The 21,939-nt window shown below is 73.0% G+C and carries 20 protein-coding genes; 7 read left to right on the forward strand and 13 right to left on the reverse strand.

Going from position 1 to position 21,939, the window contains the following annotated elements:
• Positions 1 to 113: 113 nt before the first annotated feature.
• From argH to argC, 9 genes are all read right to left on the reverse strand, one after another.
• The gene (gene argH, locus OG500_RS08220) at positions 114 to 1,538 is read right to left on the reverse strand and encodes an argininosuccinate lyase (protein ID WP_329578155.1); all 1,425 of its coding nucleotides are present in this window, start codon (positions 1,536 to 1,538) and stop codon (positions 114 to 116) included.
• Positions 1,539 to 1,633: 95 nt separating this feature from the next.
• Positions 1,634 to 2,827 (reverse strand): argininosuccinate synthase, encoded by a 1,194-nt coding sequence (locus OG500_RS08225; protein WP_327065752.1) that lies wholly within the window; start codon positions 2,825 to 2,827, stop codon positions 1,634 to 1,636.
• Positions 2,828 to 2,932: 105 nt separating this feature from the next.
• Positions 2,933 to 4,111, reverse strand: a complete 1,179-nt coding sequence (locus tag OG500_RS08230) for a cytochrome P450 (RefSeq protein ID WP_329578158.1) — start codon at positions 4,109 to 4,111, stop codon at positions 2,933 to 2,935.
• Positions 4,108 to 4,329 carry a ferredoxin gene (locus OG500_RS08235; protein WP_329578161.1) on the reverse strand — a complete coding sequence of 74 codons (222 nt, stop codon included), beginning with the start codon at positions 4,327 to 4,329 and terminating at the stop codon, positions 4,108 to 4,110. Before OG500_RS08235 ends, OG500_RS08230 begins: the two co-directional genes overlap by 4 nt.
• 183 nt (positions 4,330 to 4,512) lie before the next feature.
• Positions 4,513 to 5,067, reverse strand: a complete 555-nt coding sequence (locus OG500_RS08240) for an arginine repressor (protein WP_327065755.1) — start codon at positions 5,065 to 5,067, stop codon at positions 4,513 to 4,515.
• Positions 5,068 to 5,085: 18 nt separating this feature from the next.
• Positions 5,086 to 6,378, reverse strand: a complete 1,293-nt coding sequence (locus OG500_RS08245) for an acetylornithine transaminase (protein ID WP_329578164.1) — start codon at positions 6,376 to 6,378, stop codon at positions 5,086 to 5,088.
• Entirely contained in the window at positions 6,375 to 7,307 is a 933-nt protein-coding gene (argB, locus tag OG500_RS08250) for an acetylglutamate kinase (RefSeq protein ID WP_327065757.1), read from the reverse strand. The genes OG500_RS08245 and argB overlap by 4 nt, the downstream gene beginning before the upstream one ends.
• A 54-nt stretch (positions 7,308 to 7,361) precedes the next feature.
• Positions 7,362 to 8,534: a bifunctional glutamate N-acetyltransferase/amino-acid acetyltransferase ArgJ gene (gene argJ, locus OG500_RS08255; RefSeq protein ID WP_327065758.1), complete on the reverse strand. Its 1,173-nt coding sequence runs from the start codon at positions 8,532 to 8,534 to the stop codon at positions 7,362 to 7,364.
• Entirely contained in the window at positions 8,531 to 9,559 is a 1,029-nt protein-coding gene (gene argC, locus OG500_RS08260) for an N-acetyl-gamma-glutamyl-phosphate reductase (RefSeq protein ID WP_327065759.1), read from the reverse strand. Before argC ends, argJ begins: the two co-directional genes overlap by 4 nt.
• A gap of 179 nt (positions 9,560 to 9,738) precedes the next feature.
• On the opposite strand from argC, the gene OG500_RS08265 reads away from it, so the two are divergent.
• Genes OG500_RS08265 through OG500_RS08275 form a run of 3 tightly spaced genes read left to right on the forward strand, consistent with a single transcriptional unit; the run spans position 9,739 to position 12,508 of the window.
• Positions 9,739 to 10,548 carry an ABC transporter ATP-binding protein gene (locus OG500_RS08265; protein WP_329578170.1) on the forward strand — a complete coding sequence of 270 codons (810 nt, stop codon included), beginning with the start codon at positions 9,739 to 9,741 and terminating at the stop codon, positions 10,546 to 10,548.
• On the forward strand, positions 10,545 to 11,936 hold the full coding sequence (locus OG500_RS08270; RefSeq protein WP_329578174.1) for a hypothetical protein: 1,392 nt from the start codon (positions 10,545 to 10,547) through the stop codon (positions 11,934 to 11,936). The genes OG500_RS08265 and OG500_RS08270 overlap by 4 nt, the downstream gene beginning before the upstream one ends.
• Entirely contained in the window at positions 11,933 to 12,508 is a 576-nt protein-coding gene (locus OG500_RS08275) for a hypothetical protein (protein WP_327065762.1), read from the forward strand. The genes OG500_RS08270 and OG500_RS08275 overlap by 4 nt, the downstream gene beginning before the upstream one ends.
• 126 nt (positions 12,509 to 12,634) lie before the next feature.
• Here the strand turns inward: OG500_RS08275 and OG500_RS08280 are convergent, their stop codons facing one another.
• The 4 genes from OG500_RS08280 to OG500_RS08295 form a co-directional block, all read right to left on the reverse strand.
• A complete protein-coding gene (locus tag OG500_RS08280) occupies positions 12,635 to 13,831 on the reverse strand; it encodes a methyltransferase (protein WP_327065763.1) in 1,197 nt (398 codons plus the stop codon).
• 187 nt (positions 13,832 to 14,018) lie between these two features.
• Complete coding sequence (locus OG500_RS08285; protein ID WP_327065764.1) at positions 14,019 to 14,528, reverse strand: hypothetical protein; 510 nt, start codon at positions 14,526 to 14,528, stop codon at positions 14,019 to 14,021.
• Positions 14,529 to 14,727: 199 nt separating this feature from the next.
• Positions 14,728 to 15,897 (reverse strand): S-adenosylmethionine:tRNA ribosyltransferase-isomerase, encoded by a 1,170-nt coding sequence (locus OG500_RS08290; protein WP_329578181.1) that lies wholly within the window; start codon positions 15,895 to 15,897, stop codon positions 14,728 to 14,730.
• Positions 15,898 to 15,901: 4 nt separating this feature from the next.
• The gene (locus OG500_RS08295) at positions 15,902 to 16,735 is read right to left on the reverse strand and encodes an SDR family oxidoreductase (protein WP_329578184.1); all 834 of its coding nucleotides are present in this window, start codon (positions 16,733 to 16,735) and stop codon (positions 15,902 to 15,904) included.
• Positions 16,736 to 17,189: 454 nt separating this feature from the next.
• Between OG500_RS08295 and OG500_RS08300 the strand changes: the two genes are divergently transcribed.
• The 4 genes from OG500_RS08300 to OG500_RS08315 all read left to right on the forward strand — a co-directional run bounded on the left by OG500_RS08300 (position 17,190) and on the right by OG500_RS08315 (position 21,619).
• Positions 17,190 to 18,464, forward strand: coding sequence for a phosphatase PAP2 family protein (locus tag OG500_RS08300; protein ID WP_329578186.1), 1,275 nt, complete (start codon positions 17,190 to 17,192; stop codon positions 18,462 to 18,464).
• Between the two features lie 209 nt (positions 18,465 to 18,673).
• Positions 18,674 to 19,537 (forward strand): class II glutamine amidotransferase, encoded by an 864-nt coding sequence (locus OG500_RS08305; RefSeq protein WP_329578191.1) that lies wholly within the window; start codon positions 18,674 to 18,676, stop codon positions 19,535 to 19,537.
• Positions 19,538 to 19,707: 170 nt separating this feature from the next.
• Entirely contained in the window at positions 19,708 to 20,088 is a 381-nt protein-coding gene (locus tag OG500_RS08310; protein ID WP_329578193.1) for a YybH family protein, read from the forward strand.
• 199 nt (positions 20,089 to 20,287) lie between these two features.
• Positions 20,288 to 21,619, forward strand: a complete 1,332-nt coding sequence (locus tag OG500_RS08315) for a hypothetical protein (RefSeq protein ID WP_329578196.1) — start codon at positions 20,288 to 20,290, stop codon at positions 21,617 to 21,619.
• The last annotated feature ends 320 nt before the right edge of the window (positions 21,620 to 21,939 follow it).

A 21,939-nucleotide genomic window follows, 5' to 3' on the forward strand; every position in this document is an offset into this window, starting at 1 on the left:
CGGCGGTCTCTGGTGGCGGAAATCACTCGAACGTCACGGCGTGGCGGCCACGGACGGATGAGTGGCCGGTGCCGGCCGCCGACGATGGACCGGCGGCCGGTGACCGACGGTGGTCAGTGGCCGCTCCACTCGCGCTGGACGGCCAGGTCCGCCTTGACCTCCGCCAGCTGGACGGCCACCGCGCCGGGCGCCGTGCCGCCGCGCCCGTCCCGGGCACCGATCGCGCCGTGCACGCTGAGCACGTCCCGGACCTCCGGCGTCAGGTGCTCGGAGATCTCGGCGAACTGCCCGTCCGTCAGGTCCCAGAGCTCGATGCCCTGCGCCTCGCAGACCTTGACGCAGGCGCCGGCCACCTCGTGCGCCACCCGGAACGGCACACCGCGCTTGACCAGCCACTCGGCGATGTCGGTGGCCAGCGAGAAGCCGGCCGGGGCCAGCTCCTCCAGCCGCTCGCGGTGGACCGTGAGGGTGGCCATCATGCCGGTGAAGGCCGGCAGCAGGACCTCGAGGGTGTCACAGGAGTCGAAGACCGGCTCCTTGTCCTCCTGCAGGTCCCGGTTGTAGGCCAGCGGCAGCGCCTTGAGGGTGGCCAGCAGCCCGGTCAGGTTGCCGATCAGCCGGCCCGACTTGCCGCGGGCCAGCTCGGCGATGTCCGGGTTCTTCTTCTGCGGCATGATCGAGGAACCGGTGGAGAAGGCGTCGTGCAGCGTGATGAAGCCGAACTCCTTGGTGTTCCAGATGATCACCTCCTCGGCGATCCGGGAGAGGTTGATCCCGATCATCGCGGTGACGAAGGCGAACTCGGCGACGAAGTCGCGCGAGGCCGTGCCGTCGATCGAGTTGCCCACCGAGCCGCGCTCGAAGCCGAGTTCGGCGGCGACCGCCTGCGGGTCGAGCCCCAGCGAGGAACCGGCCAGGGCGCCGGAGCCGTAGGGCGAGACGGCGGTGCGGACGTCCCACTGGCGCAGCCGCTCGGCATCCCGGCCGAGGGCCTGCACGTGCGCGAGGACGTGGTGGGCGAAGAGCACCGGCTGGGCGTGCTGCAGGTGGGTGCGGCCGGGCATCGCGGTGTCCGGGTGCACCTCGGCCAGGCCCACCAGTGCCTCCTGGAGGTCCAGGACCAGGCCGCCGATGATCCGGGCGTGGTCCCGCAGGTACATCCGGAACAGGGTGGCGATCTGGTCGTTGCGGGACCGCCCGGCCCGCAGCTTGCCGCCAAGGTCCGGGCCGAGCCGCTCCAGCAGACCGCGCTCCAGCGCGGTGTGCACGTCCTCGTCGGCGATGGTGCCGGTGAAGGCGCCGGACTCGACGTCGGCCAGCAGCTGGTCCAGGCCCGCGAGCATGGCGGCGAGCTCGTCGTCCGTCAGGAGCCCGGCGGCGTGCAGCACCCGGGCGTGCGCCTTGGAGCCGGCGATGTCGTACGGGGCGAGCCGCCAGTCGAAGTGGACCGAGGCGGAGAGCTTGGCCAGCGCCTCGGAGGGGCCGTCGGCGAAGCGCGCGCCCCAGAGGCGGACGTCGGCGGGATGGTCGGACGGCATCGCGTGGGCTCCTTGCTGGGTGGTCGGACGGTGGGGGTGAGCCCCGGCCGCGGGGGGAACGCGGCCGGGGCTCGGGAGGGGGTGGTCCGGGGGGCTCAGGCCAGGTCGCGGCGGGCGGCGATCTTCGACGACATCCCGAAGATCTCGATGAAGCCCTTGGACATCGACTGGTCGAAGGTGTCGCCGGTGTCGTAGGTGGCGAGGTTGAAGTCGTACAGCGACTGGTCGGACTTGCGGCCGTTGACCACCGCCCGCCCGCCGTGCAGCACCATCCGGATCTCGCCGGAGACCGACTGGTTGGCCTCGTCGACGAAGCCGTCCAGCGCGCGCTTGAGCGGGGAGAACCACAGGCCGTCGTAGACCAGCTCGGCCCAGCGCTGCTCGACCTGCCGCTTGTAGCGGGCCAGTTCGCGCTCGACGGTGACGTTCTCCAGCGCCTGGTGGGCGGTGATCAGCGCGATCGCACCGGGGGCCTCGTAGATCTCCCGGGACTTGATGCCGACCAGCCGGTCCTCGACCATGTCGAGCCGGCCGATGCCCTGGGCGCCGGCCCGCTGGTTGAGCTCCTCGATCGCCTGCAGGACGCTCACCTTGCGGCCGTCGATCGCGACCGGGACGCCGGCCTCGAAGGTGACGACGACCTCGTCGGCCTCCCGCGCGGTGGCCGGGTTCTGGGTGTACTCGTAGACGTCCTCGATCGGGGCGTTCCAGATGTCCTCCAGGAAGCCGGTCTCGACGGCCCGGCCGAAGACGTTCTGGTCGATCGAGTACGGGGACTTCTTGGTGGTGGCGATCGGCAGGCCCTTGGCCTCGGCGAAGGCGATCGCCTTGTCCCGGGTCATCGCGTAGTCGCGCACCGGGGCGATGCACTTCAGGCCCGGGGCGAGGGAGTTGATGCCGACCTCGAAGCGGACCTGGTCGTTGCCCTTGCCGGTGCAGCCGTGCGCGACGGTGGTGGCGCCGTGCTTCTGGGCAGCCGCGGCCAGGTGCTTGACGATCACCGGGCGGGAGAGCGCCGAGACCAGCGGGTACTGGCCCTGGTAGAGCGCGTTCGCCTTGATCGCCGGCAGGCAGTACTCGTTGGCGAACTCGTCGCGGGCGTCGGCCACCTCGGCCTCGACCGCGCCGCAGTCCAGGGCGCGCTGGCGGATCACGTCGAGGTCCTCGCCGCCCTGGCCGACGTCGACGGCGACGGCGATGACCTCGGCGCCGGTCTCCTCGGCGATCCATCCGATGCAGACGGACGTGTCCAGACCGCCCGAGTAGGCGAGTACGACGCGCTCGGTCACGGCTTTCTCCTTCTTCGGTGTCTCATGCGGTGATGGGCATAAGTATGCACGACCCTGCATGAAACTCAAAGCCCTGGAGGCGGTGGACGAAGCGGCCGGGCCGGGCTACCAGGCGACCGGGAGCGCGCGCAGCCCGTAGATGACCGTCTCGTTGCGGAACGGGACCTCGTCGAACGGCACGGCCAGCCGCAGCGCGGGCAGCCGGCGCAGCAGCGTCGAGAGTGCGATCTGCAGCTCGGCCCGGGCCAGCGGCTGGCCCAGGCACTGGTGCACGCCGAAGCCGAAGGCCAGGTGGCGGCGGGCGTCCCGGGTGACGTCCAGCTCCTCGCCGCCGGGGAAGAGCCCCTCGTCCCGGTTGGCGGTGGAGAGCACGGCCAGCACGCCCTCGCCGGCCCGCACCAGGGTGCCGCCGGGCAGCTCGACGTCCGCCAGGGCCACCCGGGGCAGCCCGGAGCCGATGATGGTCAGGTAGCGCAGGAACTCCTCGACCGCACCCGGAATCAACTCGGGCCGCTCGCGCAGCAGATCGGCCTGGGCCGGGTGCTGCAGCAGCGCCAGGGCGGAGAGCGAGGTCATGTTGGCGGTGGTCTCATGGCCGGCGACCAGCAGGAGCAGGCCGGTGACCGCGACCTCCGGGAGCGTCAGGTCGGTGCGCGCGGCCAGCCTGGCGAGGATGCCGTCCTCGCGGCCCCGCCGGCTCGCCGCCAGCTCGGTGAGGTAGGCGGTGAGCGCCTCGAAGGCGCTGCGGGTGGTCGCGGCGGGCGCGGTGGTGTCCAGCAGCCGGAAGCTCTCGCGCTGGAAGAACGCGTGGTCCCCGTAGGGCACACCGAGCAGCTCGCAGATCACCAACGAGGGCACGGGCAGGGCGAATTCGGCGACCAGGTCGGCCGGCGGGCCGTGCCCGACCATGGCGTCCAGGGCCTCGTCCACGATGCGCTGGATCCCCGGGCGCATCGCCTCCACCCGCTTGATCAGGAACTCGGTGGTGAGCATCCGGCGCAGCCGGGCGTGCTCCGGGTCGTCCAGGCGCAGGAAGCTCGGGGTCTCGTTGCGCAGCTCCTGCTGGCTCCGGGTGAGGATCGGGAAGCCCGGGTTGCGCCCGTCGGCGCTGAAGCGGCGGTCGCTCAGCACGGTGCGGACGTCCTGGTAGTCGGTCAGCAGCCAGCAGGGGTTGCCGTCCCACAGGGTCAGCCGGGCGGCGGGGCGGCGGTAGGCGGGCGGCGGGTCGAAGGGGCAGCCCGACGGGCGCGGGGCCGGGAAGGCGAGCTCGTCGACGATGCTCATGCGCCGCTCTCCCCGCCGGCGGCCGGGGCGGTCACGGTGATGGCGCCGCCCGGGCAGAGGGCGGCGGCGGTGCGCAGGGCGGGCAGCAGGGCCAGGGCCGGACGGTCCTGGAGCAGCCGCACCAGCCCGTCCTGCTCGTTCTGGTCGAAGACCTCGGGGGCGGTCAGGACGCACTGGCCTGAGCTGCAGCAGCGATCCTGATCGACAGTCACGTGCATGGCGGACCTCGTTGGGCGCGAAGGGGACCGGCTGCCCGCGGCGACCGGCAGTCCTTGGCCTCAACCTAGCCCGCCGTTGTGGTGTCCGTGCGAGGGCGGCGCCGAGGCGGTCCGAGAATGGCCGGTTTCCGCCCCTTCGCCGCCCCACCGGCCGCGCTGGCCGCGCTGGCCGCGCTGGCCGCGCTACGCACGGTCCGTTCGGGCCTGGGCCAGCTGCATCAGGTGGTCGGCGAGGGCCTGGCCGCCGGCCGGATCCCGGCTGATCAGCAGCACCGTGTCGTCGCCCGCGATGGTGCCGATGATCTCGTGCACCCCGGCCGTGTCGATCGCCGAGGCGAGGAACTGCGCGGCGCCCGGCGGGGTGCGCAGCACCACCAGGTTGCCGGAGGCGGTGGCCGAGACCATCAGCTCGCCGGCCAGCCGGGCCATCCGCCCCTCGCTCGCCGACTCCCCCATCGGGGCGCGCGGCGTGGGGTCGCCGCCCTCGGCCGGGACGGCGTAGATCAGCGCGCCGTCCCGGTTGCGGATCTTGACCGCGCCCAGTTCGTCCAGGTCCCGGGAGAGCGTGGCCTGGGTGACCACCAGCCCGTCGTCGGCCAGCAGTTTGGCCAACTGGCTCTGGGAGCGGACCGGTTGACGGGTCAGCAGGTCCACGATCCGCCGGTGGCGCGCGGTGCGGGTCTGCGGGACCTGCGACGTCGGGCCGGCGGGGGTCTGGTCGGATGGGGGCACGCTCATGATGATGATTCTCCCGGACTACCCGCGCGACTGCTCGGCCGGGTCGCCCGGCCGGGCCGCGGTGGCCGCCGGTGCGGTGCCCGGGCGGTCCGCCGCGGCCGCCTCGGCGCGGACGCTGTCCAGGATCGCGGGCAGTGCGGCCAGGAAGGCGCCGGCCTGTGCCTCGGTGAGGATCAGCGGCGGAACCAGCCGCACCGCGTCGGCCACGGCCGCGTTCACCAGGAAGCCGGCCCGCTGGGCCGCCGCCTGGACGGCCGCCGCCACCGGCTCGGTGAGCACGATGCCGAGCAGCAGGCCCGCGCCCCGCACGTGCGAGATCAGCGGGTCGCCGAGCGCCTCGACGCCGTGCCGCAGCTGGTCACCGACGGTGCGCACCTGGGCCAGCAGGCCCTGGCTCTCGATGGTGTCGAGCACCGCGAGCGCGCCGGCGGCGACCACCGGGTTGCCGCCGAAGGTGGTGCCGTGCTGCCCCGGCCGGAGCAGGTCCCCCGCCGCGCCGTAGGCGATCGCCGCGCCGATCGGCAGGCCGCCGCCCAGGCCCTTGGCCAGGGTGACGACGTCCGGCTCGACGCCCTCCTCGGCCTGGTGGGCGAACCAGTGGCCGGTGCGGCCGATGCCGGTCTGCACCTCGTCCAGGATCAGCAGGGAGCCGGTCGCCCGGGTGATCTCGCGGGCCGCCCGCAGGTAGCCGGGCGGCAGCGGGATCGCGCCGTTCTCGCCCTGGATCGGCTCCAGCACCACGGCCGCGGTCGCGGTGGTCACCGCCGCGCGCAGCGCCTCGATGTCGCCGAACGGGACGTGCGTCACGTCGCCCGGCAGCGGCCGGAACGGCTCCTGCTTGGCGGGCTGGCCGGTGAGGGCGAGCGAGCCCATGGTGCGGCCGTGGAAGGCGCCCTCCAGGGCCACCAGGTGGGTGCGCCCGGTCAGCCGGCTGATCTTGAAGGCGGCCTCGTTGGCCTCGGCGCCCGAGTTGCAGAAGAAGACCCGGCCCGGACGGTCGTCCAGCGCGAGCAGCCGCTCGGCCAGCGCGATGGTGGGCTCGGCGGTGAAGAGGTTGGAGACGTGGCCGAGCCGCCCGATCTGCCCGGTCACCGCGGCGACCAGCGCCGGGTGCGCGGTGCCGAGCGCGTTGACCGCGATGCCGCCGAGCAGGTCCAGGTACTCGTTGCCGTCGGCGTCCCAGAGGAGCGCGCCCTCGCCGCGGACCAGCGGGAGGCGGGGGGTGCCGTAGTTGTCGGTGAAGGCGTCCTGGTAGCGCTTGGTCAACTCGTCGTTGCCGCTTGCCAGGTGGGTGTTCTCGGTGTCGTTCATGCCAGGCCCCCCAGGACCGCGCTCTCGTCGTCCGGCACCACCATGGTGCCGATCCCCTCGTCGGTGAAGATCTCCAGCAGCAGGCTGTGCTGGACCCGCCCGTCCAGCACGCGGGCGGTGCCCACCCCGGAGCGCACCGCGCGCAGGCAGCCCTCCATCTTGGGCACCATGCCGCTGCTCAGCGTGGGCAGTATGGCCTCCAGCTCGGTCGCGGTGAGCTGGCTGATCACGTCGTCGGAGTTCGGCCAGTCCGCGTAGAGCCCCTCGACGTCGGTGAGCACCACGAGCATCTCGGCGCCCAGCGCGGCCGCGAGGGCCGAGGCGGCGGTGTCCGCGTTGATGTTGTAGACGTGGCCGTCGGTGCCGCGCGCGATGCTGGAGATCACCGGGATCCGGCCGTCGGCGATCAGCGCCTTGACCGCGCCGGACTCGATGTTGACGATGTCGCCGACCAGGCCGATGTCCACCTGCTCGCCGTCCACCACCGCGTACCGCTTGACGGCGGTCATGGTGTGCGCGTCCTCGCCGGTCATGCCGACCGCGAACGGCCCGTGCTCGTTGAGCAGCCCGACCAGTTCGCGCTGGACCTGTCCGGCCAGCACCATCCGGACCACGTCCATGGTCTCGGGGGTGGTGACCCGCAGACCGTTGGTGAACGAGGACTCCAGCCCCAGCTTCTCCAGCTGCGCGCTGATCTGCGGACCGCCGCCGTGCACGACGACCGGGTGCAGGCCGGCGTACCGCAGGAAGACCACGTCCTGGGCGAAGGCCGTCTTGAGCGACTCGTCGACCATGGCGTTGCCGCCGAACTTGATCACCACGGTCTTGCCGTGGAACCGCTCCAGCCAGGGCAGCGCCTCGATGAGGGTCAGCGCCTTGGGCAACGCGGTGTTGTTGCGGGCCTGTTCGCCCTTGGGTGCGATCTGCACGGTGTCAGTCCCGGTTGAGGTGTCAGTCGCCGAATGGTGGGGTGGTGCCGGGGATCAGGTGGAGTAGGCGCTGTTCTCGTGCACGTAGTCGGCGGTGAGGTCGTTGGTCCACACCGTGGCCTGGGCCTGGCCGGCGTGCAGGTCGGCGGTGATGACCACCTGACGGCCCGTCATGTCGACCAGCGAGCGGTCCTCGCCGACGGCGCCGCCGCGGCAGACCCAGACGCCGTTGATCGCCACGTCCAGCTGGTCGGGGTCGAAGGCGGCCGCGGTGGTGCCGATCGCGGCCAGCACCCGGCCCCAGTTGGGGTCCTCGCCGTGCAGGGCGCACTTGAGCAGGTTGTTGCGGGCGATGGTGCGGGCGACCGTGACGGCCTCGTCCTCGGTGGCGGCACCGGTGACGTCGATCCGGATGTCCTTGCTGGCACCCTCGGCGTCGCCGATCAGCTGCCGGGCGAGGTCGGCGCAGACCTGCTCGACCGCCGCCGCGAACTCCGCCTCGCCCGGGGTGACCCGGGAGGCGCCGGAGGCGAGCAGCAGCACCGTGTCGTTGGTCGACATGCAGCCGTCGGAGTCCACCCGGTCGAAGGTGGTGCGGGTGGCGCCGCGCAGCGCGGCGTCCAACTGGCCGGCCTCAAGGGCAGCGTCGGTGGTGAGCACGACCAGCATGGTGGCCAGGCCCGGGGCGAGCATGCCGGCGCCCTTGGCCATTCCGCCGACCGTCCAGCCCTCTCCGGTCACCTGGGCGGTCTTGTGCACGGTGTCGGTGGTCTTGATGGCGATCGCCGCCGCCTCGCCCCCGTCCGCCGCCAACTCCTTGACGGCGAGAGTGACACCGGGCAGCAGCAGGTCCATCGGGAGGCGCTCGCCGATCAGTCCGGTCGAGCAGACCGCCACCTCGCCGGCACTGACACCCAGGTCGGTGCCGACCCGCTCGGCGGTGGCGTGCGTGTCCTGGAAGCCCTCGGGACCGGTGCAGGCGTTGGCGCCACCGGAGTTGAGCACCACGGCGGCCAACCGGCCGCCCTTCAGCACCTGTTGGGACCAGAGCACCGGAGCCGCCTTGACCCGGTTGCTGGTGAAGACCCCCGCCGCGGCGTAGGACGGGCCCTCGTTGACCACCAGGGCCAGGTCCGGGGCCCCGGAGGCCTTGAGGCCGGCCGTCACCCCGGCCGCCCGGAAGCCCTTGGCGGCGGTGACGCCGACGGTGTTCTGATGGGTGGTCACGGTGCGACTCCGTTCACAGGAAGGCCGAGCGTCTCGGGCAGGCCGAGCGCGATGTTCATGCTCTGTACCGCGCCGCCGGCGGTGCCCTTGACCAGGTTGTCGATCGCACTGATCGCGATGATCCGCCCGGCGTGCTCGTCCAGCGTGACCTGGACGAGGGCGGAGTTGGCGCCGTGCACCGACTTGGTCTGCGGCCACTGCAGCTCGGGCAGCAGGTGCACGAACGGCTCGTCGGCGTAGGCGGTGGCGTAGGCGGCGCGCACGTCGCCGCTGGTCACGCCGGGCCTGGCCTTGACCGTGCAGGTGGCCAGGATGCCGCGGGACATCGGCACCAGGGTCGGAGTGAAGGAGATGTTCACCGGCTCCCCCGCCACCGCGCCGAGGTTCTGCGACATCTCCGGCGTGTGCCGGTGCACCCCGCCGACCCCGTACGGGCTGACCGAGCCCATCACCTCGCTGCCCAGCAGGTGCGTCTTGACCGCCTTGCCGGCGCCCGAGGTGCCGCTGGCCGCCACGATCACGGCCTCCGGCTCGGCCAGCCTGGCCGCATAGGCGGGGAAGAGCGCGAGCGAGACGGCCGTCGGGTAGCACCCGGGCACGGCGATCCGCTTCGTCCCCTTCAGCGCCTCGCGGTGCCCCGGCAGCTCGGGCAGCCCGTAGGGCCAGGTCCCGGCGTGCGCGGAGCCGTAGAACCGCTCCCAGTCCGCCGCCGCCTTGAGCCGGAAGTCCGCCCCGCAGTCGATCACCAGCACGTCCTCGCCGAGCGCCTCGGCCACGGCGGCGGACTGCCCGTGCGGCAGCCCGAGGAAGACGATGTCGTGGCCCGCGAGCACCTCGGGCGTGGTCGGCTCCAGCACGCGCTCGGCCAGCGGCAGCAGGTGCGGCTGCAACTCCCCCAGCCGCGTACCGGCGTTGGACCCGCCGGTCAGCGCCCCGATCTCCACCTCCGGATGCGAGAGCAGCAGACGCAGCACCTCGCCGCCCGCATACCCGCTGGCTCCGGCAACGGCGACTCGCAACGTCATGACCACTCCTCCTCGGGACTTGGCATGAATATACGCACTGCGGAACATTCATGCAAGGAGTAGACGTGGGCCTCCCGCCGCGCTGCTGTGACGCAGCTCACAGCAGCGGCAGAACCTGCGCGCCGCAGCCGCCGTCTGGCTGGTGTGAGATCACGCTGGCGACCGGAAGGGACCACCGCATGACGTCCGCAACGAGCGCGGCAGACACCGCGCCGAAGACCTACGCCTGGGAGATCCAGGCCACCGGGCTGAAAGTACGGGTCGGCCGCAAGAAGATGGCCGTCGACGGGCTCGACCTCTCGCTCGGCACCGGCACCCACGGCCTGCTGGGGCCCAACGGAGCGGGCAAGACCACCCTGATCCGGGCGCTGGCCACCGTGCTGCGCCCCACCGAGGGCGAGCTGCGGCTGTGCGGCACCTCCCTGGGCGGGCTGGGCGACCTGCGGGCGCTGCGTCGCCGGATCGGCTACCTGCCCCAGGAGTTCGGCTACTACAAGCGCTTCACGGTGCGCGAGTTCGTCGAGTACATGGCCTGGCTGAAGGAGGTCCCCAAGGCGGAGATCCCCGCCGCCGTCCAGCGCGCGGTGGAGCGGGTGGGCCTGGCCGACCAGGCCGACCAGCGGATGAAGACCCTCTCCGGCGGCATGGTGCGCCGGGCCGGCATCGCGCAGGCCATCGTCAACGAGCCGACCGTGCTGCTGCTGGACGAGCCGACCGTCGGCCTGGACCCGGCGCAGCGGCTGCGCTTTCGCGAGCTGCTGCAGGAACTGGGCCGCGACGCCTGCGTGGTGGTCTCCACCCACCTGGTCGAGGACGTCGCCGCCGCCTGCACCGACGTGGTCCTCTTCGACCAGGGCCGCCTCGTCTTCCAGGGCCCGCCGGAGGTCCTGGCCGCGGCGGGCAGCGCCGAGTACCCGGGCGACAGCCCGCTGGAGCGCGGCTACTCGGCGCTGCTGGAGAACTCCGAGCCGCAGCGGGGTACCTGGTGAACGGGCGGGTGCTGCGCACCGAGCTGAAGCGCTCGATCGCCCCGTGGAGCGGCGTCGTCGTCCTCGGCGGCAGCCTGGCGGTGTTCTGTCTGTTCAACGGGCTCTGGTGGCAGGGCACCAGCGGGTGGACGGCCCAGTGGACCTCGATGGCCCTGTGGACCCGGTCCCTGCTGACCTTCTGGTGGCCGCTGGTGGTGGGCATGGGGGCGGTGTACGGGCTGCGCGACTCCCGCGCGCGGATGACCGAACTGCTGGCGACCACGCCGCTGCCGGCCTGGCGCCGGGCGGCGCTGCCCGCGGGTGCGACGGCGCTCGCGCTGGCGTCGGGCTTCGGCCTGCTCGTCCTGGTGGGCGGCGTCCAGGTGGCCCTCGGCGCCACCAGCTACCTGCCCCTGGGGTGGCTGCCGATCTCGCTGGTCGCGGTGCTGGCCCTGGTCGCGGGGGCCGTGTTCGGCATGGGCGTCGCACGGGCCGTGCCCTCCGCACTCACCCCGCCGGCCCTGGTGGTGTTCCTCCTCATGACGGGCATGTTCCTGCGGCCGAGCAATGAGGGGACACTGCCGGCGGGCCTCGCGCCGAACCGGCTCGTCCTGCTGTCGCCGGCGACCGCACAGCCGCGGGAGATGCTGCTGACCCTCTCCGGTTCCGTGCACCTGGGCCAGACGCTCTGGCTGCTCGGCCTGCTCGCCACCGGCTTCGCCCTGCTGCTGGCCACGACTCGCCGGGCCCGGCTGCTCGCGGTGGCTCCCGTGCTGGCCGGCGCGGCCCTGGCCCTGCTGATCCTCCCGGCCGCTCCGCGCGGCACCTACGTCGTCGACAAGGCCGCCGCGGCCCTGGTCTGCGACGGCCCGGTGTGCGTGACGCAGGCCAACAGCTCGCACCTGCCCGCACTCGCGCCGCGCGGCAAGGAGGCGCTGCGCGTGCTGCACGACGCCCTGGGCGACCAGGCGCCGGCCTCGGTGCGGGAGGAGACCGCGCTGCGCGCGCTCGGCGACCAACGCCAACTCTCCGCCGACGTGGTGCTGGTCGACTTGGACGACCCGCTGATCGCCCGTGCGTCGGGGGCGGACCTGACCCGCTTCCTGGTCGCCCAGGGCCTGGCGCCCAACTGCGAACCGCGCGGCCCGGGGGAGGGCGGGGGGCTGGTCGACGTCCCCGCGCAGAGCATCGCCGCGAGCTGGGCCCTCGGCGACCACCAGCTCGAACCGCTGCAGAAGCCGGACAACGACGTGTACGCGCAGCGCACCTGGGCGCAGGCCGACGCCGCCTGGCAGAAGCTGACGGCCCTGCCGCCGGCCGAGCAGCGCTCGCGGATCGCCCGGCTGCATGCCGCCGCGCTCTCCTGCACGAACGAACTCGCGGCTCTCACCGGGGAGGCTTCCTCATGAGATGGCTGCTGCTGCACGCGCGTTCACGGCAGGTGCCCACCTCGGCCGCCGCGGTCATGCTCGTCGCCCTGGCGCTGTGGGCCCTCGACCGGGGCAGCGGCAAGCACTCGGCGAGCCTGGGGACCGCGGCCCTGGTTCTCACCGCGAACGTGGCGGCCTCCTCCGTCGGGCTCGGCTGGCAGGATGCCGCGCTGGACCGGACGGCCGCGATCCGGTGGCTGCCCCGGCGGGCGGTGCACGTGCTGCTGATCGGCGCGGTCGCCGCCTTGGCGCTGCTGGCGGTCCAGGCGGCGGGGCCGGAACTGGCCCCGACCGCGCTCGTCGTCCGGGACAGCGCGGGCCTGGTCGGCCTGGCCGCGCTCGGGGCGGTGCTCTGCGGGGCGCCGTTCGCCTGGGCCCTGCCGACCGGCTGGCTCGGGTACACCCTCCTCGCCCCTCCGCTGGGCGGCACCGCGGGACAGGTGGCCAGCTGGATGATCTCTCCCCCCGGCACGTCGGCGTCCAGCTGGACCGCGTGGGCCCTGCTGGCGAGCGGCACCGTGCTGTACGCCACGACGGGGGCCAGACGGTGACGGACCACCGCCGGCGTGGTCAGACGCTGAACCAGTGGAGGGCGGCGGCGTGGAGGGCGGCGAGGGCGGCGCGGTCGGTGGGGGCCGGGTGGAGGGTGGCGGCCCGGGTTGCCGGTTCGGCAGGATTCATTCGGACCGCTTGACCGCGCAGAGGATCACGAACTTCGGATTGCCCGCCACCGTCCGGCAGTTGCCGAAGAGCCGGCGGAGCTTGACGTGGTAGCCGAGGTGCCGGTTGCCCACCACCCAGAGCTCGCCGCCAGGGCGCAGGGCGCGGCGGGCACCGGTGAACATCCGCCAGGCGGTGGCGTCGGTGGTGGCCTGGTGCGAGTGGAAGGGCGGGTTGTTGAGCACCAGGTCGACCGAGCCGGCCGGGACGGCGGCCAGCGCGTCACCGGCCTGGAAGCGGGCGGGCGCACCGGCCGGGGTGTTCGCCCGGAAGGTCGCCTCCGCCGAGGCGACGGCGGCGAACGACTCGTCGATGAAGGTGACTTCGGCCTCGGGGTTGGCCAGCGCCGCCGCCGTCCCCACGATGCCGTTGCCGCAGCCGAGGTCGACGACCTGCTCGTGGCCGCGGCGGGCCGGCAGGTGCTGGAGGAGGAAGCGGGTGCCGATGTCGAGGCGCTCGGCGCAGAAGATGCCGCCGTGGTTGACCACCGTGCGCCCCGAGGCCGGCCCGAGGTCGCCGGGCAGCGCGTAGCTCAGCGGCCAGGGGTTCGCCGGGCGGACCAGGGCCGGATCCGGGGTGCAGAAGATCAGCCGCGCCTTCTTCACCGCGAGGGAGGTGCGGGTGGGGCCGAGGATCCGCTCGAAGAGCTGCAGGGTGGAGGTGTGGATCTCGGTCACCATGCCGGTGCCGACCACCAGCGTCCCCGGGTGCACGGCGGGGGCCAGCCGGTGCAGCTGGTCCTCCAGCAGGGCCAGGCTCTTGGGGACCCGGACCAGCAGCACGTCGATGCGCGCCGGGGGCGTCTCGGTGCCGGCCAGCAGCCGGACGGCGTCGGGGGCGAGGCCCGCGCGGGCGAGGTTGGCGCGGGTGGCCTGCTGCGCGAGGTAGGAGTCGCCGAGCTGGACCAGCTCGGCCTCGGGGCGGCTCGCGGCCAGCACGGTGCTCAGCGCGCCCCAGCGGTCGCCGAGGACCACCACGGTGCCGCGCAGCTCGACGGGGGCGGCTTCGGCCCCCTCGTCCGGCTGCGGCCGGTCGCCGTGCAGGTGGCGCAGCAGGTACTCGTCGGCGGCGTCCCAGGCGCGCAGCTGCTCGCGCGGGTCCTCGGGGAAGCGGGTGAGCTGGAAGTCGCCCGATGACGTGGTGAAACGGTTCATTGTGCGCCCAGGCTAACCGCTCGGCGCCGCCCCTGGCGCAGCGGCACCGGCGGCGGGCGGGCACGGCGGGCGGTGCGCCGGAGAGCGGCTGCTCTCGCGCGCCTCGGTCGAGCTGCTGAGCAGCGACCGGCTGACGCCGGAGCAGAAGGCGGCCTCCGCGTTCCACCCCGGTCTCGCCCTGGTGCCGTCAGCGGTGGAAGACCTGGAGCTCGCGCACCGAGTCGTTGAAGTTCCCGCCCAGCTGGGGAGCCGGCAGGTCCATCGTCTTCTCCACGCTCAGGGTGGACCACAGGTGGACGGCGTTGCAGTCGTGGTACCCCTTCATCGAGGAGACGTTGAGCGCCACGTCGATGTAGTTGACCAGGTGGTAGCCGGTCCCGTCGCAGCCGCCGGCGTCGCCGTAGAAGGAGTAGAGGATGCCGCCGCCGTAGTCGATGTCCTTGTACTCCTCCAGCAGCAGGGTCCGGTCGACCGGCTGGCCCGGCTCGGCGGCGATCCGGCTGAGCGCGTCCGCGGTGGAGCGGTCGGAACAGGCCTGCCCGAGGGTCCGGGTCGGGCTGACCACGGTGGCGCAGTGGCGGACGGCCGGGCCGGTCGCGGCGGCCGGGGCGGGCGCGGCCAGCCCCGCGGCGAGCAGCACCGGCAGGACGGTGGCGGAGAGCCGCAGGGCGCGGAGGAGGGAGGACGATCGTGGCATCGGGCTGACTCCTTGCGAAGGGGTACGAGCGAGCCACATTCGACCGTACGTCGGCGAAGGGCCGCAGCCCGCCACGCCTCACCGGGCATTAGTCGTACCGGAGTTGCCGCAGCGGTTGCGCCTCACCCGGTGTCAGGCGGTGGACTTGACCCATGGACCCACGACGAGAACCCCGCTGCTCCCCCGGCGCCGGACGTCCTCAACCGGCGTCCGGCAGGAGCAGGTTGACGTCGCCGAACTCGTGCCAGAGGTAGCCGGCGGCCAGCGCCTCGCGGTAGCAGTGGGCGAGCAGGGGGCGGCCTGCGACGGCTTCGAGCATCAGCAGGTGCGAGGCGCGCGGTTCGTGCCAGCCGGTCAGCAGGCCGTCCACCGCGCGCACGCCGCGGTCCGGGGTGATCACCAGGTCGGTCCAGCCGTCGGCGGGGCGGGTGCGGCCGTCCGGTGCGGTGGCGGACTCCAGGGCGCGGACGGCGGTGGTGCCGACCGCGACCACCCGGCCGCCGGTGGCCCGGACGTGGGCGACCAGGGCGGCGGTGGCCGCGGGCACCCGGTAGCGCTCCGGGTAGGGCGCCTCGTGCAGCTCGGGCGAGGCGACGCCGGTGTGCAACGTGATCGGCGCGATCAGCACGCCGCGCGCCACCAGCGTGCTGACCAGCTCCGCGGTGAACGGGCGGGCGGCGCTGGGCATCTCGCTGCTGCCGGGCTCGGTGGCGAAGACCGTCTGGTAGTCGCCGAGCGGCCAGTCCCGGTCGACGTAGCCGTAGCGGATCGCCTTGCCGTGGACCGCGAGGTACTCGGGCAGCGGCGCCGGCAGAGTCAGCCGGGCGTACCAGAGCCGCGCGGTGCAGGCGGCGGTGAGCACGGCCCGGCCACCGCCGGGCAGGGTGAGCCGCAGGCCGGGGTGGGCGGGGTTCTCGGCGGGCGGCAGGTACCGCGCCGCACCGGTCCCCGCGCGGGCGGGGCGGCGCAGCTCGACCAGGTGGCCGCCGCGCGGGTCGGGGTGGGCGGAGGAGAGGTGCAGCGCGAGCGGCTCACCGTCCGGGAGCCGGGCGGGCAGAGCGGCCGGCAGGGTGGCCGAGTTGTTGACCACCAGCAGATCGCCGGGCCGCAGCACCTCGGGGAGGTCGGTGAAGCGGTGGTGCTCGGCGGTGGGGAGGGTGCCGGCGCGCCCACCGCGGCCGACCAGCAGGCGGACGCCGTCGCGGCGCAGGCCGCGGGCCTCGGCGGGGGCGGGGGCGGAGAGGTCGGGCGGGACGGTGAAGTCGAGACTTTCGTCGGAGGTGAGGGTGTCGGCGGAGGTGAGGGTGTCGGCGGAGGTGGGGGTGTCGGCGGAGGTGGGGGTGTCGGCGGCCGGGCGTGGTGAAGGCATCGCGTCAGACTCCTGCGGGAGCGGTCACGAGGTCGGCTCGGGCCGCGAGGTCCGCGGCGCGGTAGCGGCCGGAGGCCGGGCGCTCACGCCACAGGGTGCGGAAGGCGGGCACCACGCTGCTCGGCGGCGGCAGTTCGGACAGGTCGGCGCCGGGGAAGGCCTGCTGGTGCAGCCGGGTCCGCAGGTCGCCCGGGTCGACGGCCCAGACCCGCAGCCCGGGCTCCTCCTCGGCGAGCACCGCCGAGGCGTGGTCGAGCGCGGCCTTGGCGGCGCCGTAGCCGCCCCAGCCCGGGTAGGCCTCGACCGCCGCGTCCGAACTGATGTTGAGCACCGCGCCGGTGCGCCCGCGCAGTTGCGGCAGCAGCAGCTGGGTGAGGGCGATCGGCGCCAGGGCGTTGACCTCGAAGGTCTCCAGCAGGTCGGGCAGCGGGACCACGGCGAGCGGCGGGAGCGGCGGGGCCGACTCGTCGGCGGCGCCGTTGAGGGTGGAGGCGTTGTTGATCAGCAGGCTCGCGCCGCCGAGCCGGTCGGCGGCGGCGGCCAGGTCGGCGCGGTGGTCGTCGTCCACCACGGTGCCGGACAGCGCGATCACGGTGGTGCGGGCGGCGAGTTCGGCCTCGGCGGCGGCCAGGTCGGCGGCGGTGCGGGCGGTGATCACCAGGTGCCAGCCGTCGGCGGCCAGGGCGCGGGCGAGTTCCAGGCCGAGCCCGCGGGAGGCACCGGTGACGACGGCGACCGGGGGCTGCGCGGGGGTGCCGTGGCGGGTGGGGCCGGTGGCGTGCGTGGCGTCGGCGGCGTGGGTGGTCTGCGGGAGGGCGGTGTGCTCGGTGGTGTCCATGCCTGAACTGTCCCGCCGCCGACCCCGGGCGCGGATCGGGCCCGGGGCTCGGCGAGGGTCGTTCGATGGCCCTAGGGTCCTGGACCGTCCTAGGACCCCGGATCTTGCTGATCACGGGCCCGGAGATCGTGGGGCTTGGTTCATGGGCCTCAGGTCACGTATCCACGGGCCTTAGGTCACTGGTCCGCAGGAGAGGCGCCTGGCGAGAGGGCCTTGAGGACATGCGCGCGAAACCCCTCGGTACCGCTCCGTTAGCATGATAGAAATCCCGGCACCCCGCCCCCGATCGCCCCAATCGCCCGTCCCTCGCCGGAAGATCATGCCGCCCGGTATGAATCGTGACCCATCTAAAGACAACCTACCAAATCGGCCAAAATTGATATCTATAGCGTCGCGAGTGTTTTCGCGGATCAACTACAGAGCTCTGTCCGCCGCGTGGCGCCAACCACGGGCGATGTTGTGGACCACGGCGGGTGTGGTGACCCTCGCCTTCCTCGTCGCGCTGGAGATCACCGCGCGCCACTACGGGGTCCCGGGGCCGATCACCAACCAGGCGCGCGAGGTCGTCTTCGCCCCCAAGTCGGGGCCGCTGCTGTACACCAGCCTGGGGCTGATGATGGTGGTGCTCACCTGGCGGCAACGGTTCGTCGCACTCGGTGCCGCGGTCGGCATCGACGTCGTCTTCTGCCTGGTGCGGCTGATGGCCGGCGCCAGGATGAACTTCGGCAACGGCGCGCTGTGGGTGCTGCTGGGTTACGCGGTCATCGCCCTCACGCGCCGCACCGGCCGGGAACGGCTCCTGCTGCTCAAGGGCGTCGGGCTGGGCCTGCTGCTGGTGGCCGGCCGGAAGACCGGCGACACCTGGCTGCTCATCACGGCGAAGACCCGCCCGATGGTGCTCGACCAGTACGTGGCCCTCGCCGACCACGCGCTCGGTTGCCCGTCGTGGCTGATGGGCCGGCTCGTCAACGCCACCGGCCCGATCGGCAGCGACATCCTCAACTACGTCTACATCCAATTGCCGGTGGCCGCCGGGCTGGTCGCGCTCTACCAGTTGCGCAACGTCGCCGTCGAGCGCCGCTTCCCGGGCCACCACCTGGTGCGGACCTTCCTGGTGATAGGCCTGCTCGGACCCGGCATCTACATGCTCTTCCCGGTGGTCGGCCCGATCTTCGTCTACGGCGCCGACGGTGGGCAGTGGGCGCTGGCCAACCTGTGGCCGCACACCCCGCCGCCGATCCAGGCCCCGCACCACATGCTGTTCGACGGGCTCACCCCGCGCAACTGCATGCCCAGCCTGCACATCGCCTGGGCGACCACGATCTTCGTCCACTCCCGCAAGGGCCCGCGCGTCCTACGGTACGCGGGCGCGTTCTGGCTGCTCGCCACGCTCGCCGCGACGCTGGGATTCGGCTACCACTACGGCACGGACATCGTGGCCGGCGTGGTGTTCGCCCTCACGGTCGAGGGGGCACTGCGGGCGCTCGCCCGGGGCTGGGACCGGTCGGCGACGCGGCTGGTCGCGTACGGTGCAACGGTCTTCGTCGCGCTGCTGCTGGCGTACCGCTACCTGTCGATGACAATGGCCGAAAATCCGTGGGTGTTCGGACCACTCCTCATTCTGGCCATGACCTCGATGATCTACGGCTACATCCGGACCACCAAGGGCTGGGAGCCGAAGGCGACCGTTCCGGCGCAGCGGTCGGAGCGGCAGCTCGAACTGGTCTGAAGTCGTTCTGGTTCGAATTGTGCTGCATCAGGCTGTGGGCCGAGCGCCTCCCAACTGGCCGCCGGGGCCGGCTCGGTGGCGCTCGGCCCGGTCTCGGCGCGAAAGTCGGGCCGCCGGACGCGCCTCCTCGGGGGAACCGCCCTACGGTGGAGAGGACGGCATGCGTCGACGCCGGGCGCGCTGCGCACCGGCAAGGTGGTGACGAACCCATGTGCCGATGGCTGGCCTACACCGGGACACCCATCCTGCTCGAAGAGCTCCTCTACAAGCCCGCCCACTCGCTGATCGACCAGAGCCAGCACTCCCGCCTGCGGGGCGACGCCGGCACGACCAACGGCGACGGCTTCGGAACCGGCTGGTACACCGAGCCGAGCGACGACCCGCTCGACGCCGACGAGACCCCTGCGCTGTTCCGCGGCGTCGAACCGGCCTGGGGCGACCGGAACCTGCGGGACCTGTCCGCCCACGTCCGCTCCGGCCTCTTCTTCGCCCACATCCGCGCGAGCAGTCCGGGCGCCGCGGTGCAGGAGACCAACTGTCACCCGTTCCGGCACGGCCGGTGGCTGTGGATGCACAACGGCGGGATCAGCCGGTTCCCGGAGCTGCGGCGGGACCTCATGCTCGCGATCGACCCCGCGCTCTTCCCGCTGGTCGAAGGCACCACCGACACCGAGACCATGTTCCACCTCGCCCTCACCTTCGGCCTGGTGCAGGACGTGCCCGGCTCGGTGGAACGCATGGTCGGGCTGGTCGAGGCCACCGCCGAGCAGCACGGGGTGCCCGATCCCGTGCAGATGACGGTGGCCGTCTCGGACGGGGTCCGGATCTGGGCCTTCCGCTACGCCAGCAGGCCGCCCGCGCCTTCGCTCTTCTACAGCACGAGCATGGAGGCGCTGCAGTCCCTGCACCCCGAGAACGCGAACCTGCGCCTGGTCTCCGACCGGACCCGCGTGGTGGTCTCGGAGCCGCTCACCGATCTGCCCGAGGAGTGGCAACCGGTGGACGAGAGCAGCTACAGCATCATCGAGGACGGGAAGGACGAGACCTTCCCGTTCGTGCCCCGGCGCGGGTGAGGCTGTCCACTTTCGATCATTCCGAGTCCCGGCCGCACCTCGTCCGGAGGGCGGTCGCGGGGCATCGTGGAGTCACGGCCGGAGCACAGGCGCCTTGTCGGGGCGCCGGACTGACCGGCCGTCACTCCCGCATTCCCGCATTCCCGTTGATCGCGAGTAAGGACTCCCCCATGCCCACTGTCGTCACCGACCCCGCGAAGCTGCCGGCCCTTTTCCAGGACGCCCTGAATGCCGGCGACATCGAGGGCGTGCTCGCGCTGTTCGCTCCCGGCGCGGGCATGCGCACGGTCACCGGCGAGCACATCACCGGCGCCGAGGCGCTGCGGGCGGAGATCGGCGGAACCGTCGCCGCGCGCGGCCGGCTGACGAACGTCCCGCGGCATGCGCTGGTCGGCGCGGACACCGCCCTGCTGGTCACCGACTGGACCATGGAGATCGACGGCCCCGACGGCGAGCGGATCGCCCCGACCGGCACCACCGCCAACATCGCCCGCCGGGCCGGCGACGGCGGCTGGCGCTTCACGCTGCTCAATCCGCTCGGCACCGCCTGAGCCGGTGCCGGAGCTTTCCGGCGGCTCGGTATGTCCGCTTTTCACTGGTTATGGAATGCCTACGAACGAGTCCGGAGCGGGGCTGGCGACGAGCCTGCGGGCGAGGTTCTGCCAGGCGCCAAGCTGCGGTAAAGAACAGATCAAGAGTCACTTATCATCGGAGGACGATTTTGGATTGGCAAGGAAGCAGGTTGATCTGATGAAGTTGGCCCGTGTGTCGGCGGTCATCGCCTCCGTCGCGATAGCGCCGGCCGTCCTCCTCCCGTCGTACGCGAGCGCCGCGGACGCCGGCAGCGGCAAGGCACCGGGCGCCTCGGTGCCCGACGCGGACCCGGCGCAGGGTGGCCAGGACAAGGCCGCCAAGGACAAGACCGCCGAGGACGACGACAGGGTCGCGGTCATGCGGATCCTGGCCGACAAGAGCACGGGCGTGAGCCTCCGGGAGGCCGCACAGAAGGCCATGGACGGGACGCCGCAGGACGTGCGGCGCTTCCTGGAGGTCGGCCAGTACGACGCCCGGTACATCGACGACCGCGTGCGCGTGGTCCAGATCCTCGCGGTCGGCGGCCCCAGCGTGCAGGAGGCGGCCAAGAAGGCGCTGCTCGGCGGTCGCGAGACCGTCAAGCAGTTCCTGGAGGTCGGCCAGTACGACGCCCGGTACATCGACGACCGCGTGCGCGTGGTTCAGATCCTCGCGGTCGGCGGCCCCGTGGTGAAGGACGCGGCCAAGGAAGCGCTGCGCGGCGGGCCCGAGGCAGTGAAGCGGTTCCTGGAGGTGGGTCAGTTCGAGGCCCGTCGCGAGGACGACCGGGTGCACGTCGCACAGATCATCAGCGTCGGCGGCCCCAGCGTGCAGAAGGCGGGGCGGGCGGCGCTCGACGGCGGGCCCGAGGCAGTGAAGCAGTTCCTCGAGGTCGGCCAGTTCAAGGCCCGCCTGATCGACGACCAGGTCCGCGTGAGCCAGATCTACAGCGCCGGCGGGCCCAACGTGAAGGCGGCTGCCAGGGCCGCGATCGACGGCAGCGCCGAGGACATCAAGCAGTTCCTGGAGGTGGGTCAGTTCGAGGCCCGCGCGAAGGACGTGGCCGAGCAGGATGCCGCGGCCAAGGACGCTGCTGCCAAGGACGCGGCGGCGAAGGAGGCCGCAGCGAAGGACGCGGCCGCCAAGGACGCTGCTGCCAAGGACGCGGCCAAGAACACGCCGTCCCCGAGCACGGGCGGCGGCCCGGTCGTTCGGCCGACGCCGGCCGACCCGAGCACGATGCCGCCTGCCGGGAACACCGGCGTCAAGCCGGTGGCGGCGACGAGCCCGCAGGCCGTCCAGTCGGTGGGCGCCACGCCGACGGCCGCCGCCGGCACGTCCGGGAACGGCTACGACGCCCCGGTCACGGTCGCCGGTCACGCGCGGCTCGCCTACACCGGTGGCGGCGCCGAACTCCCCTGGCTGGTCGGCGGTGCCGTCGTCACCCTGGGCGCCGGTGCGGCCCTGACCCGCGCCGGACGCCGCCGCTCCTCCTCCGCCGAGAGCTGAGCGCGGTCAGGTCGAGCAGCCTGCGCCGCCACCGCGTCCGCGCGGGGCGGCGCAGGCCCGCCCCTTCGCCCGCCGCCGCTCGCGCCCGGCTTCTGGGGCCCAGCTGCGGCGCCGACTTGAATCTCCAGTGAGTGGAGGCCGCAGCGTGGGGGCCATGGACGCGACGACCTCTACTCGATCGGGGAGCTGTCCCGGCGGACCGGCCTGTCCGTGCGGACCATCCGGTTCTCTCCGATTCGGGGGTGGTCGCGCCGACCACCCGAAGTCCCGCCGGGCACCGGCGCTACGACCTCGACGCACTGCTTCGCCTGGAACTCCTG

It is taken from the genome of Kitasatospora sp. NBC_01250 (genome assembly GCF_036226465.1).
Taxonomy (GTDB): Bacteria; Actinomycetota; Actinomycetes; order Streptomycetales; family Streptomycetaceae; genus Kitasatospora.

What these genes read in the sequence shown, in the direction of transcription:
- argH (WP_329578155.1), bottom strand. Translation starts at nt 1,538, where the DNA reads ATGCCGTCCGACCATCCCGCCGACGTCCGCCTCTGGGGCGCGCGCTTC.
- OG500_RS08230 (WP_329578158.1), bottom strand. Translation starts at nt 4,111, where the DNA reads ATGAGCATCGTCGACGAGCTCGCCTTCCCGGCCCCGCGCCCGTCGGGC.
- OG500_RS08235 (WP_329578161.1), bottom strand. Translation starts at nt 4,329, where the DNA reads ATGCACGTGACTGTCGATCAGGATCGCTGCTGCAGCTCAGGCCAGTGC.
- OG500_RS08240 (WP_327065755.1), bottom strand. Translation starts at nt 5,067, where the DNA reads ATGAGCGTGCCCCCATCCGACCAGACCCCCGCCGGCCCGACGTCGCAG.
- OG500_RS08245 (WP_329578164.1), bottom strand. Translation starts at nt 6,378, where the DNA reads ATGAACGACACCGAGAACACCCACCTGGCAAGCGGCAACGACGAGTTG.
- argC (WP_327065759.1), bottom strand. Translation starts at nt 9,559, where the DNA reads ATGACGTTGCGAGTCGCCGTTGCCGGAGCCAGCGGGTATGCGGGCGGC.
- OG500_RS08265 (WP_329578170.1), top strand. Translation starts at nt 9,739, where the DNA reads ATGACGTCCGCAACGAGCGCGGCAGACACCGCGCCGAAGACCTACGCC.
- OG500_RS08275 (WP_327065762.1), top strand. Translation starts at nt 11,933, where the DNA reads ATGAGATGGCTGCTGCTGCACGCGCGTTCACGGCAGGTGCCCACCTCG.
- OG500_RS08280 (WP_327065763.1), bottom strand. Translation starts at nt 13,831, where the DNA reads ATGAACCGTTTCACCACGTCATCGGGCGACTTCCAGCTCACCCGCTTC.
- OG500_RS08285 (WP_327065764.1), bottom strand. Translation starts at nt 14,528, where the DNA reads ATGCCACGATCGTCCTCCCTCCTCCGCGCCCTGCGGCTCTCCGCCACC.
- OG500_RS08290 (WP_329578181.1), bottom strand. Translation starts at nt 15,897, where the DNA reads ATGCCTTCACCACGCCCGGCCGCCGACACCCCCACCTCCGCCGACACC.
- OG500_RS08295 (WP_329578184.1), bottom strand. Translation starts at nt 16,735, where the DNA reads ATGGACACCACCGAGCACACCGCCCTCCCGCAGACCACCCACGCCGCC.
- OG500_RS08300 (WP_329578186.1), top strand. Translation starts at nt 17,190, where the DNA reads ATGTTGTGGACCACGGCGGGTGTGGTGACCCTCGCCTTCCTCGTCGCG.
- OG500_RS08305 (WP_329578191.1), top strand. Translation starts at nt 18,674, where the DNA reads ATGTGCCGATGGCTGGCCTACACCGGGACACCCATCCTGCTCGAAGAG.
- OG500_RS08310 (WP_329578193.1), top strand. Translation starts at nt 19,708, where the DNA reads ATGCCCACTGTCGTCACCGACCCCGCGAAGCTGCCGGCCCTTTTCCAG.
- OG500_RS08315 (WP_329578196.1), top strand. Translation starts at nt 20,288, where the DNA reads ATGAAGTTGGCCCGTGTGTCGGCGGTCATCGCCTCCGTCGCGATAGCG.